9 protein-coding genes and 1 tRNA gene are annotated in these 12,558 nt (G+C 52.5%); 4 read left to right on the forward strand and 6 right to left on the reverse strand.

The features are described 5' to 3' along the window. Window positions 1-6: 6 nt before the first annotated feature. Window positions 7-822, reverse strand: a complete 816-nt coding sequence (mazG, locus tag BST81_RS22120) for a nucleoside triphosphate pyrophosphohydrolase (protein WP_083637011.1) — start codon at window positions 820-822, stop codon at window positions 7-9. 429 nt (window positions 823-1,251) lie between these two features. On the opposite strand from mazG, the gene BST81_RS28235 reads away from it, so the two are divergent. Next, a complete protein-coding gene (locus BST81_RS28235) occupies window positions 1,252-1,572 on the forward strand; it encodes a hypothetical protein (protein ID WP_171974824.1) in 321 nt (106 codons plus the stop codon). A gap of 140 nt (window positions 1,573-1,712) precedes the next feature. Here the strand turns inward: BST81_RS28235 and BST81_RS22130 are convergent, their stop codons facing one another. Beyond that, the gene (locus tag BST81_RS22130) at window positions 1,713-2,276 is read right to left on the reverse strand and encodes a metal-binding protein (protein WP_075600693.1); all 564 of its coding nucleotides are present in this window, start codon (window positions 2,274-2,276) and stop codon (window positions 1,713-1,715) included. 88 nt (window positions 2,277-2,364) lie between these two features. Here BST81_RS22130 and BST81_RS22135 point away from each other — a divergent pair. The 3 genes from BST81_RS22135 (at window position 2,365) to BST81_RS28240 (ending at window position 9,416) form a co-directional block, all read left to right on the forward strand. Next, window positions 2,365-2,437, forward strand: a tRNA-Val gene (locus BST81_RS22135). A gap of 545 nt (window positions 2,438-2,982) precedes the next feature. Further along, window positions 2,983-6,714 (forward strand): PAS domain-containing protein, encoded by a 3,732-nt coding sequence (locus tag BST81_RS22150; protein ID WP_083637012.1) that lies wholly within the window; start codon window positions 2,983-2,985, stop codon window positions 6,712-6,714. After that, window positions 6,711-9,416, forward strand: coding sequence for a protein kinase (locus tag BST81_RS28240; RefSeq protein WP_171974825.1), 2,706 nt, complete (start codon window positions 6,711-6,713; stop codon window positions 9,414-9,416). Before BST81_RS22150 ends, BST81_RS28240 begins: the two co-directional genes overlap by 4 nt. Here BST81_RS28240 and BST81_RS22165 read toward each other — a convergent pair. From BST81_RS22165 to BST81_RS22180, 4 genes are read right to left on the reverse strand one after another with little or no spacing between them, the layout of a single operon-like run. After that, window positions 9,413-9,817, reverse strand: coding sequence for an Mpo1-like protein (locus tag BST81_RS22165; RefSeq protein ID WP_075600694.1), 405 nt, complete (start codon window positions 9,815-9,817; stop codon window positions 9,413-9,415). The genes BST81_RS28240 and BST81_RS22165 overlap by 4 nt on opposite strands. A 50-nt stretch (window positions 9,818-9,867) precedes the next feature. After that, complete coding sequence (locus tag BST81_RS22170) at window positions 9,868-11,610, reverse strand: amidohydrolase family protein (RefSeq protein ID WP_075600695.1); 1,743 nt, start codon at window positions 11,608-11,610, stop codon at window positions 9,868-9,870. Between the two features lie 3 nt (window positions 11,611-11,613). Continuing rightward, window positions 11,614-12,246 carry a nuclear transport factor 2 family protein gene (locus tag BST81_RS22175; protein WP_075600716.1) on the reverse strand — a complete coding sequence of 211 codons (633 nt, stop codon included), beginning with the start codon at window positions 12,244-12,246 and terminating at the stop codon, window positions 11,614-11,616. A gap of 15 nt (window positions 12,247-12,261) precedes the next feature. Beyond that, window positions 12,262-12,456 carry a hypothetical protein gene (locus BST81_RS22180; protein WP_075600696.1) on the reverse strand — a complete coding sequence of 65 codons (195 nt, stop codon included), beginning with the start codon at window positions 12,454-12,456 and terminating at the stop codon, window positions 12,262-12,264. Window positions 12,457-12,558: the final 102 nt, after the last annotated feature.

Genomic DNA, 12,558 nt, shown 5'->3' on the forward strand with positions numbered 1-12,558 from the left:
AGCCTCTTACGGTGAATCCCTTTTCAAGCGTTCTTTAGCCTGTTGCCAGAGCACCTCCAGTTCTTCCAACGAATAGTCTGTCAGAGGACGATCCACCGCTGCCTCAACCTGAGAGAATCGCCTGATGAAGCGCCGATTGGTTTCTTGAAGCGCTTCCGCAGGATCGAGGTCGTACCAGCGGGCCAGATTCACGATCGTGAACAGTAGATCCCCAAGCTCTGCCTGCTGCTGGCCCTTACTCTCCTGTAGCAAAGCCTGTTGGAACTCAGCCAGTTCTTCCTCAAACTTACCCCAAACCCCCTCCACATTTTCCCATTCAAAGCCCGCCGTTGCGGCTTTGCGAGAAATTTTCAGAGTTGCCGTCAAAGGAGGCAAGGTCCGTGCATAGCGACTGAGTTTCCGACTCATTAGGGGGGTAGCATCAACGTCTTCCCCTTTCTCAACCCTCTTGATCTGCTCCCAATTCTGGCGCACCTCGTCAACTGTCTGAACCACAACATCTCCAAAAACATGGGGATGGCGTCTGATCAATTTTTCTGTAATACCCTGTGCCACTGCTTCCAGATCGAACTGCCCCTGTTCGCTAGCAATTTGCGACTGTAGCACAACCTGCAGCAACAGATCTCCCAGTTCCTCTGCGATCGCAGAAGGATCCCCTGTTTGAATGGCATCCACCACCTCATAGGCTTCTTCAATCACGTAAGGAATGAGGCTCTGAGGTGTTTGAGCCAGATCCCAGGGACACCCCCCCTCAGGTGAGCGCAACTTTGCTACAACCGCAACCAGGTTTTGTAATGCTTTCAAAACGGTAGATTCAGTCACAAACGACTCCTGCAATCCAGAGTATTGAATTGAAAACTATCGTGGGATCGACGGATCCAGACAGATGTTACCCCCTAGTGCTCCCACTTCCTGGCCATTCTTTTCAAGCATTTGCTGAGACCAATGACGATCGCCACACTTCTTAACAAGATTTTTCATCAAGTGAAACTCTCAGTTGGTCCTCGATACAGATAGTATTTTATGGTTGCTTCGGAGAGTTTCGAAGCACTTCGATTCTATTGATAGCGGTTTGTGCTTGCATGGAATGCAAATCGACCCTCCAAAACAATAATGGGTTGGGGGTTGGGTGGTTCTAGCTACCCAAACGTAAAGCGCCATAGAAAAGCAGTTCGCAGGTAGAAAAGGTTTGACAGCATGACGTTTCATCTCACCTTAGAGGAACCAATGTCTTTAACACGTTCAATCACTGTGACTGACCCTGAAACCTCCTTTCCCATTTCATGGGTTACTGCTTTAGCGTCAACCGGCACTAATATCAGCGCCGCTGTTGATGATGAGGACGAAGAGGACGACGAAGACTTCGACGATGAAGACGAAGAGGACGACGAAGACTTCGATGATGAGGACGAAGAGGACGACGAAGACTTCGACGATGAAGACGAAGAGGACGACGAAGACTTCGACGATGAAGACGAAGAGGACGACGAAGACTTCGATGATGAAGACGAAGAGGACGACGAAGACTTCGATGATGAAGACGAAGAAGAGGAGGAAGAAGAGGAAGAGTAGACTCAGCCCTGATTTCTGGTAGATTCGGCATCAATTGAATGGTGCCCATCTTTTTGATGTCCTCCCCTTGAAAGGAAACATGGCAATCTAGCCCCCAGGATTTTTGCCTGTTGCTCTTTCCAAGGGTTAACTCTTCAAGTTCAATTACCTTTCCTGGAAGGGCGCAACGTTTTGCGCCCTTGATTTTTTCCCCATAATTGCCGTTGCTTGAGGCGTTTAGCGGCTGAACCCAGCCAGTCGCTCAGGCTATGGCTCATCGATCCCAGTTCTAACCCCAGGAAGAGGACGATTGCCTCTCCTCTATATTCTTCGATCGCAGACCGAATCACTCCCGAAGCCATCAGCCAATCCGGTTCGATGTGGCCAAAGTGGAGAAGAATCGCTGCACCTGCCAACCCAATGAGACTGATCCAACCTGCCAGATAAAACAGACGCAGGGTCGTTCCGATCATGGGGCCATGGGACCAAAAAGAGCGATGGCGCAATACTTTCTGGTACGGTCGCCAGATCCATTTCACCCATCCCCATCGCAGATACTGGCGAGAGTAAATATCCAGATCAGGACCAAACATCAAGCCACCAAACAGAAACCCACCAGCAACCAGCAGGGTCAGTTCCCCATTCCGCGTCAAACCATAGCTGATACCCGCAATCCAGGGCAAGCTCCAGAGGGTAATCCGATCGTGGGTCTGACCAGAGGGCATAATGCCAGACAATAATACCGATGTTCTATCTTGCTTTTTGCATCGTAGCAGCAAAAGGTCTGCTACAATAGCTAAGCGTGAAAAAAACGGGCGGTTAGCTCAGTTGGTAGAGCGCCTGCCTTACAAGCAGGATGTCACTGGTTCGAGTCCAGTACTGCCCATAGTTCAGATGATTTAGGCCAAATTATTGGCAATTTGTTCAGAACTAGAACTCTGACTTTCCTCTTTAGTTCTGGTTTTTACAACCCAATGTCCTTTGGGGGATTTTTATCCCGAATTAGGTTTATGCTCTCTATGCTCCCCTCTCAGTTTTTCTTTGAATGTAATCAAAAGACGATGCCGGGAGAAGGGAAATCAAATTTTGTGTGAATTTTGAGACTCTCACACATAATCTCTCAAATCAATGTGAGAGATTTAAACTAGGTTAGTGGCAAAAATTGCCTGGGAAAGATAAAAGCATTAATAAAGTTTAAAGAAGGTATTAGTATACTTCCAACACCTATTTAGGCCTCACTCCCTGCCTCCCCTCTTCCAGAGCGGGCAAGAGGGAAGCAAGGGGTTAGTTCTCCTTACCCCGTAAGGGGAGAAGCGATGCCCTGGGCTTGTTGAAGGGGGGTGAGGGGGAAATCAGGGGCGTCAGTTTACCCTGATCACAGGCTCTTCCTCAGCATGAACCTGGTGCATAAGGCAATCTGCCTCCACGCCAATGCATAAACAAGTTAGCATTCATGATTCTTCCGACGAACAGTCGATGCAACATGATCCCACCCAAGAGTTTTCGATCGAGGGCTTAGCTTTCCAACAGGCTGTGGAACAGCAGGTACGGGAGCGAACCCTGGAACTCGAACAGGCGAACGAAGCGTTGCGACGGGAACTGGAACGCTATCGACAGACTGATGTAGAGCTGCCCTCCCGCGATCTCACCCCACCCCTAGTCTGTATTGCCTCCCCTGCGGCAGGCTGTGATCAGATTGAGGCATCCCTGCGAGAAAGCCAAAGCCAACTGAATACCATTGTCAGCAATCTGCCAGGGGTAGTTTATCGAGCTATTTACCATCCGGATGGGCAGATCTCACTTTCTTTTGTCAGCCACGGTTCAGAGAAATTATTCGGCTATACCCCTAAAGAATTAACCGCATTTTCGACAGCACAACTCCTCAGCCTGCTCCATCCTGAAGACCAATGGTTAGTCCAGAGCAAAGTCCGGGAAGCACAGCAAAGTCTGGAACCCAATTATCTGGAATACCGGGTGATCGCAAAATCGGGAGAAGTCCGATGGATCAGGGATAACGCCCGATTTTCCTGGCAAGAGAATGGGGATTTCATTGTTGACGGGATTGATATCGACATTACGGATCGGAAACAGATCGAAGACAATCTCAACAAGATTGAGCGGTCCTTACGAGAGAGTGAGGAACGATTTCAGGAAATTGCCCGAACCATCAGCCAACTCTTCTTCATTCGATCGGCCAAAACCCGTCAATTCCTCTATGTGAGTCCAGCCTACGAAGGGATTTTTGGGCGCACCTGTGAAAGCCTGTATCAAAATCCTGAATCCTGGCAAGAAGCCATTCACCCCGACGATCTCCCGATCGTAGAACGATCAGTCCAGCAACAGTTCCAGGGAGGATCAGTCAGTCGAGAGTACCGCATTGTCCGACCCGACGGTTCCATCTGCTGGATTACCGCCCAAGTCACAGTGGTTTACGATGAGGCTGGAAGCCCTGAACAGTTTATTGGCTTTGCCGCCGACATCACCCACCGGAAACAAACTGAAATTGCCCTGCAAGTTACCCAACATCAGCTCAAAACCCTACTTTCGGCTAGTCCAGCCGTCATCTATGCCTTAAACCCAGACAATCTGGCCCAGACCCTTTTTATTGGGGAAAATCTCCAGTCCCTCACTGGTTACACTCCGGAAGAGGTCCATAATCACTACCAATGGTTATCAGCCTGTGTCCATCCTGATGATTTCTCCCATGTTGCCCAAAAAGTTCGGCAGTGGGTGAAATCCGGAGCCAGAGGTTCCTTCAACCATCAATACCGTTTCAGACGGGCGGATGGCACCTGGATCTGGGTCGATGACCATTTAACAGCCGTGCGCGATCCGTCAGGGGCCATGACAGAATTGGTCGGTGCTTTCACCAATGTCACCAGTCAGGTTGAGTCCGATCGTCGCCTGGAGCAAATTTCCCGCAATGTACCCGGTGTAATTTACCAGTATCGATTACGGCCCGATGGCAGTTCCCATTTTCCCTATGCCAGTAATGGGATGCGAGAGATCTACGGGGTTTCTCCAGAAGAAGTACGGGAGAATGCATCTGCCGTCTTTGACAGACTACACCCGGACGATCTGGAGCAGGTCAGGCAATCCATTCTGGAATCTGCCGAGCACCTGACCATCTGGCAGTGCGAATATCGCGTCCGATTCGCCGATGGCCATACCCTCTGGGTGGAAGGGCACGCCACCCCCCAGAAAGAATCCGATGGCAGCATCCTCTGGCATGGCTATATTGGTAACATCACACCCCGGAAATCGGCAGAGGCTGCCCTGATCCAGCAATCTGAAAGAGAACATCTGATCTCAGAAATTACCTATCGAATGCGGCAATCTCTGGATCTCAAAGTGATTCTCAACACCACTGTGATTGAAGTTCAACGGGCCTTACAGATCGATCGACTGCTGGTCTATCGGATCTGGCCAGATGGGACCGGCAATGCGATCGCCGAAGCCGTCACCCCCAATCTGGCAAAAATTCTGGATTGCATTTTTCCTCCAGAAGTCTTTCCGGCGGATTGTTATCAGGCTTACATCGAAGGACGAATTTATCAATTAGAAGATGCCACAATCGGCAATATTCCAGAATGCCTGACCGAGTTTCTCCAGGGGTTAGGCGTGCAGGCCAAACTGGTGCTTCCGATCGTCCAGGATAAAACCCTCTGGGGTCTGCTGATTGCCCATCACCAGACGCCTCGCCACTGGCCTACCTGGGAAGTTGACTTACTGAAGCAAATCAGCAGCCAGATGGCGATCGCGATTCAGCAATCTGAGCTCTATCAGCAGGTGCAGCATTTGAACGCAAACCTGGAAGCCCAGGTACAAGAACGCACTGCCCAACTACAACAGTCTCTAGAATTTGAAGCCCTCTTAAAACGGATCACGGATAAGGTCCGAGATAGCCTGGATGAAGCCCAAATTCTTCAGACTGCTGTGCAGGAACTAGCTCGGGGGCTAGCGGTCGAATGTTGCGATACCGGCATTTACAATGCTGACCAGACAACCTCTACGATCGCCTACGAATTTACCCAAACCCTCGCCCCAATCCAGGGACAGACCCTGATTCTGGCAGAGTCCATTCATTCCGAAGTTTATCAGCACCTCTTTCGGGGCGAGTTTTGTCAGTTCTGCGATGTGGGGCTGAATCTACTCCGGCAGGATAAGCTTTTACTGACCGTTCTGGCCTGTCCCATTATTGATGATCAGGGGGTTTTGGGGGATCTCTGGCTGTTTAAACGGCAGGAGGATGTGTTTAACGATCAGGAAGTGCGCCTAGTCCAACAGGTCGCCAATCAATGTGCGATCGCCCTGCGCCAATCTCGCTTGTACCAGGCTTCTCAGTCTCAGGTTCAGGAACTGGAACGGTTACACCACCTCAAAGATGATTTTCTTAGCACCGTCTCCCACGAGTTACGGTCCCCCATGTCCAACATCAAAATGGCCCTACAGATGCTGGAAGTTCTTCTGGGCGTCATTGATACCCAAAAGCGAGTGCCCCCCCAAGGAGAAGCCATTTTTCGGCAAGCCAACTTTGCCAAAGCCGTACAGTATTTTCAGATTTTAGATAAGGAGTGCCAACGGGAAATCAGTCTGATTAATGATTTGCTGGATTTAGCCCGTCTGGATGCTGGGACTACTAACCTGTTTCTGACTGAAGTGACGCTGCAAAGCTGGATTCCCCAAATAGCCAGCGGCTTTATGGAACGAACCCGTCAGCAGCAACAGCAGTTGATCCTGCAAGTTCCCAAGCATCTGCCTCGTTTGACCACTGATTTATCCAGCCTAGAGCGCATCCTGGTTGAACTGTTGCATAATGCCTGTAAATACACTCCTGCCGGAGAAACCATCCAAATCACAGCCAGAGTCGTCAGTGAGTCAGGGATTTCTGGAACTCCCCCATCTCCCCTATCCTCTCCCTCCACTTATTTTCAACTCACTGTCAGCAACTCTGGCGTTGAGATTCCAGACCAGGAGCGTGATCGCATTTTTGACAAGTTCTACCGGATTCCCCACAAAGACCCCTGGAAACATGGGGGAACAGGTTTGGGCCTAGCTTTGGTCAAGAAACTGGTGGAAAGATTACAGGGCAAAATTGAGGTGCATAGCCAGACTGGCCAGACCCACTTTATGGTGTTGCTTCCCCCCACCCTGACTCAATGACCCCATTGCTCAACCATCGTTACCGCATTCTGAGAACTCTGGGTCGGGGAGGCTTTGGAGAGACGTTTCTGGCAGAAGACACCCATCTGCCCTCCGGGCGCAAGTGTGCCATTAAACATTTGAATCCCCTGACCAATAATCCAGCCTGGTATCCGATCGTGCAGGACCGGTTCGCTCGGGAAGCCGCTATTCTAGAAGACCTGGGACAAGGGTGTGATCAGATTCCGAGCCTCTATGCCTACTTCTGTGAGGATGGGCACTGCTACCTCGTACAGGAATGGATTGAGGGGATTACCCTGAAACAAAAGCTCCGTCGGGACGGTCCTTTCCCGGAAGAAGACCTCCCCAGGCTGCTGGTCAGCCTTTTATCTGTTCTGGACTATGCCCACGGCAAAGGGATTATCCATCGAGATATCAAACCAGAAAATATTCTGCTCCGGCAACGGGACAACCAACCCGTGTTGATTGATTTTGGCATCGCCCGCAATCTCCTGGATCAACACCCAGACCCGTCCACCCGTTCGATCGTGGTTGGCACCCCCGGCTTCATGCCCTCTGAACAATTGGCCGGGAAGCCGGTGTATGCCAGTGATCTGTATAGTCTAGGGCTAACTGCCATCTATCTGCTCACAGGCAAAACTCCCCAACAATTGCCGATCGATCCCAAAACGGGAGAGCAGCGTTGGCACGAACTGGTCCCCGCCCTCAGCCCTCATCTGGCGACCATCCTGGATACCGCAATTCAATCCCATCCCCGTGATCGCTATGCCACTGCCAGGGATATGCTCCAGTCCCTGACCGAGGGAGCTGTAACCCTGCCGCCAGCCTCTGCATTGCAGATCGGGATGACTCCCCTGCAGGCCACCACCCGCAATCTGCCGAACCAGCCCATCCCCAAAGTGGCCCAACCCGTTTTAGCGGATCGGGAAACAGCCCGACATCGTCAAATTCTGCTTAATAAAGTCCGGAACTACTGGATTCGCAACGTCCTGGAGCAGTCCCTCCATCAGACCGTGCGATTGGAGTTAGGCTTCGAGGAACGTCCTGATGCCCTAGAACACCCCTGGCGCATGGTCTGGCAGGTGTCCGATCGTCCGGAACAACTCCTGCCGACTGGCCTGCCCGTCATCCAGAAGTTTGACGAACTGGGTCAGGGGCGTACACTTCTGATTTTAGGCGATCCCGGTTCAGGCAAGACCACCACCCTTCTGGAGTTGACCCGTGATCTGCTTCAACGCGCACAACAGGATTTTGAGCATCCCATGCCCGTGGTGTTCAACCTCTCCTCCTGGTCCGAACAAAGAACCAGCATCGCTAACTGGCTGGTGCAGGAATTAAAAACTAAATATCAGGTGTCTCCAGAGATTGGACGCCGCTGGGTAACCCAACAGCAGTTACTTCTGATGCTGGATGGTCTGGATGAAGTTCGACCTGATTTACAAGCAGTCTGCGTCCAGGCCATAAACCAGTTCATGGAAACCTGCGGGCAAACGGAGATCGTTCTCTGCAGCCGACTGCGAGACTATGAGGCCCTTACCGTTCAATTATGCTTTCAGGCTGCTATCCAGTTACGTCCCCTCACCCCCGCTCAGATTAACCAGTACCTGACCTGGGCTGGACCAGACTTGAAAGCTGTGCAGACAGCCCTGCAAACCGATATCATTCTGCAGGAACTGGTGCGATCGCCGTTGATGTTGAGCATCATCACCCTGGCCTATCGGGGTGAAGCCATCACCGAGTCTCCCCACCAAACCCTGGAGGAACGGCAAAATCACCTGTTTCGGACCTATGTGGAGCGAATGCTGCAGCAACGGGGTCGGAACAGCCCCTATAAACCAGCCCAAACTCTTCCCTGGTTACAATGGCTGGCCCGGCAGATGGTCCGAGACTCCCAGACCATTTTTCTGATTGAGCGATTACAACCGAGCTGGTTGGGAGGCAATCGGCAACGCTGGCTCTATAGCCTGCTGGTGGGGGGAGCCGGAGGACTGGCGATCGGATTAGCTGGTGGACTGCACGTTAGCTTACTGTTCAGCCCCAACATTGGGGTGAGTTCGGGCCTAATTCTGGGATTGGCTGGCGGGCTGGCAACTGGTAGCCTGCTGGGTCTGATGCTGCCCCAGGTTGAACCAGTTGAAACCCTGCGCTGGTCCTGGAAAAAGGCCCGAGCCCATTTTGCCATTGGCCTGGGATTCGGTCTTCTAGTCGCCCTTGTTTTCAACCTGGGCAGTAATCTGATCACCCTCCACTTCTTTGGGCATTGGCGATCGCTATCAGAATGGACCCAGTATGGCTTTCGTGGTCTTGGTATTGGCCTGATCGTTGTGTTCATGCGTGGTCTGACGGGTCCTGGGATTGAAACCAACACATTTCCCAATCAGGGCATCCGACAATCGGCCCGCAATGCAATCGTGTTTGGTGGCGTTGGCGTTCTAACCCTAAGCATTCTGGCCCGGATTCTGGAACTCCCAATCCTTTATGGAGCCGCAATCGGGCTGCTACTGGGACTTTTCTCCCCCGCTGGACTGGCCTGTCTGCAGCATGTCACCCTGCGCCTGCTCCTCTGGCAACAGAATCGTATTCCCTGGAACTATGGCCAATTCCTGGACCATGCCTGTCAGCTAATTTTTCTACAACGGGTCGGTGGGGGGTATATCTTTATGCATCGGCTGCTTCTGGAATATCTGGGACAGGATCGTTAGTCTTTGTCACAATGTTGATAGTTTTGCAGCAAAGCCTGACGCTGTTTAATATCCGCCCCATACTGCCCCAACATTAACCGCCACAGCATCCGACCCAGACAGGAAGAGGCTCGCCAGGAAAAGATCGCGTCCTGCAAATCGATATGGCTGCGCTCAAACAGAAAATGGCCAGTCAGGCCAACGAACTGGGTCAGGGGCAAAGCAAGCAAAATCCAACCCTTATGGAAGATCCAAGCTGAAAACAGCAGCCCGTAGAAAAGCAGAATACCGATGACATGGAGAGCAATATTGGCGGGATGCTGGTGTTTGAGCACAAAAACATCCCAGTAGTCCGTAAATGGATGATCCAGAGATCCATTGATTCGGTTTCTCAAAGAGGGCGAAGGCTGGAAATTGCTCATATCTCAATCCCATCAAAATATTTTCTGTGTCTTTGCGGTGAATGCCAAGATCAACCACCCAGGCGCGGAGGCGCGGAGCAATGCTCGGCAGGGGAAGGGCTCAATACCGTGCCCAGGGAGTCTCGGCCCAATCGATCGCTCACCTGCCCCTGGTGCACAACCTGAACACCTTGAATATAGACGGCCTGGACAATCGTCTCGGATCCGCGCTTAACCATACGAGGTTCCCCGTCTAACAGGGGATCGGATAGTTCTAGGGGAGGACTGATAGGCTGGCTCAGGGCCTGGGGGTCGAGTAAGACCAGATCCGCTCTAGCTCCAATTTTCAGCACACCCGTATCGAGGCGAAACCAATGAGCTGGTTCTCCGGTTACCCGGTGGATAGCGGCAGTGGGGGTGAGAAAGCCAGTCGTCACAGCCTGTTTCAGCAGCGATAAAGCGCCATCGTAGTAGCCCAGATTGCGCACATGGGCTCCCGCGTCGGTGAAACCAGGCAGAATGTCAGGATGGCTCATCAGAGCCAGTCGGGGAGCCAATCGATCGTTCGCCCCAGTTGCCACCCAGCGCAGATCAGTGTCGTAGTCCTGCAACGCCTGGATGAAGCCCTCAAGGGGATCCTGCTGCCGCCGCTCGGCAATAGCAGCAAAGTTCAAGCCCTCCCAACTAGCGTCTGGGCAATGAACGACTTCCATCAGCTCTAGCTGCCGGTGGAACGATCGACGCCGTCCCCCCAACCAGTCCTGGCGAAACTGCTGGCGAAACTGGGCCGATCGCCACAATTGCTGCCGTTCCTGGCGGGAGGCACAGTTGTTCAGTTGCACGCCAGCCGGGAATTCTTCAAACAGAGGGGTGACGGGGCCATCGGAGTAGATCGTAAAGGGTTCGGTCAGGGTCTGAAATCGGACATTGCCGCCCAGCAAGCGATTCCAGATCCAGAGGAGCGGCCCAAAAGATCGCCAAAGACGCCGATCGTGGACCACATCCAGGGCCGAGAGCACCGTCAGCCGTAGAGGCCGCCGTCCCAGGCCCAGACCCATCCGCAGAATGTCCAGGAAGGAGGCGAGTCGCTGTAAATTGGGCGTCACCTGAAAGACTCGATCGCGCTCCCGGCACAGATCGGCCAGCATCGCATACTCCCGAAAGCGGGCATGCTGGGATGGAATGGTATGGCCCCGCCAGACCCCACCCATCCGGTGCCAGGGAAACATATCAATTGACAGCCCAACAAATCCGGCATCCAGGGCATCCCTGGCGATTTGTTGCATCGCTGCCAGATCCACAGCCGAGGGGTCTACCGTCAGGCTGCGATCCAACCCCATAACATGGGCTCTCAGAGCACTGTGGCCAAACAGGGGGGCGACATTCGGTCCCAGTGGCAACTGTTGCAGATGAGCCAGATATTCGGTGGGGGTTTGCCAGGACTTCGATTGCTGCAACCATTTCTGGATCAGGCGATGGGAGAGGGTTTCTACCCGCTGAAACAGATCGGCCAGAACTTGCGGTTCACCAATCGCAATGGACAGGCTACAGTTGCCAATGACCACCGTGGTTACCCCATGGCGCACCGATTCACTCAACCCTGGTGCAATCTCCAACTCCAGGTCGTAATGGGTATGAATATCGACAAAGCCCGGTGTTACCCAGAGGCCCGAGGCATCGACCACGGTCTGAGCCGCGATCGCAAGATTGGGTTGCATCGCTGCAATCCGGCCATTCTGGATACCCAGATCAACCCGCAGCGGAGGGGTGCCCAGGCCATCAAACACCCATCCCCCCCGAATCAGCACATCCATGAACTATGCCGCCGATCGGGGGGTTCGCCGTCGCAGGAGCATACCACCAACTACCCCCACCAGCAATCCACCGATTCCACCTGCGATCGCCAAAATCCAGCCCGATCGTTGGGCAGCCGCCAAGACTGGATTATCCAGCAGATTTGCAGAAAAATGCAGGGATTGAATTGTCCACTTGTTCTGAAACTTTTGCATCACAGCCGTCCAGCGCATTGCCATCGTAGCCAGGTTGCCATCGGCGAAAGAAAAGGTGGCCCTGGCATCTCCGTGAGCCACCCCAGTCTCCTGCGAGAGAAACGTAGTTGGCGCATCCACCTTAACCGTCATCTCGATCGATTTAATGGGACCGGCTAGCTGCTGCGTCCAGTACTGCTCAAACTCACGAATATTGCTGAAGATATGGTTATCCACCGTCGTGATTGTAAACGTGGGATGCAGGTAGGGTTCAATCTGAGAAAAATTGCGGGTATTAAGAGCTTTGAGGGCAATTTCTCGCGTCTGGATAATGGCTTCATGATCTTGCTGGCGGGCATCGGCCAAAGCCGGTTGCCCCCCATTCACCATCGCCAGCAGAATCAACAGGCTCACCCAAAGCTGAATTGCTCGATATCCGATCGTCTGCCACTGCTTTTTCATGGGCTGATCTCGCATCTATACAAATTTGAATTGTGACCCAGACTGGTTACAAAGGTGTTGAGTCCAACGCCGCTCAGCCCGGTAGGCTAAGGGGTAACCCATAGGCTGGATGATTGTCATCATATCCGCAGCCAGGCGGCAGGAGACAGCAACCAGGGCAACTTCAAACCAACCCACAGCAGCCACAATCACATTCTTCAGTCCTGCCACCAGCAGATTTTTTCCAAAAACCCTAGGGCTTCCATACTGTGAGATGGAAAAATTGCATTAACTTTAATAAAGGTCACCCCAAACCCGTGGCTTCCGTGAAGG

The sequence above is a fragment of the Leptolyngbya sp. 'hensonii' genome, from assembly GCF_001939115.1.
Taxonomy (GTDB): Bacteria; Cyanobacteriota; Cyanobacteriia.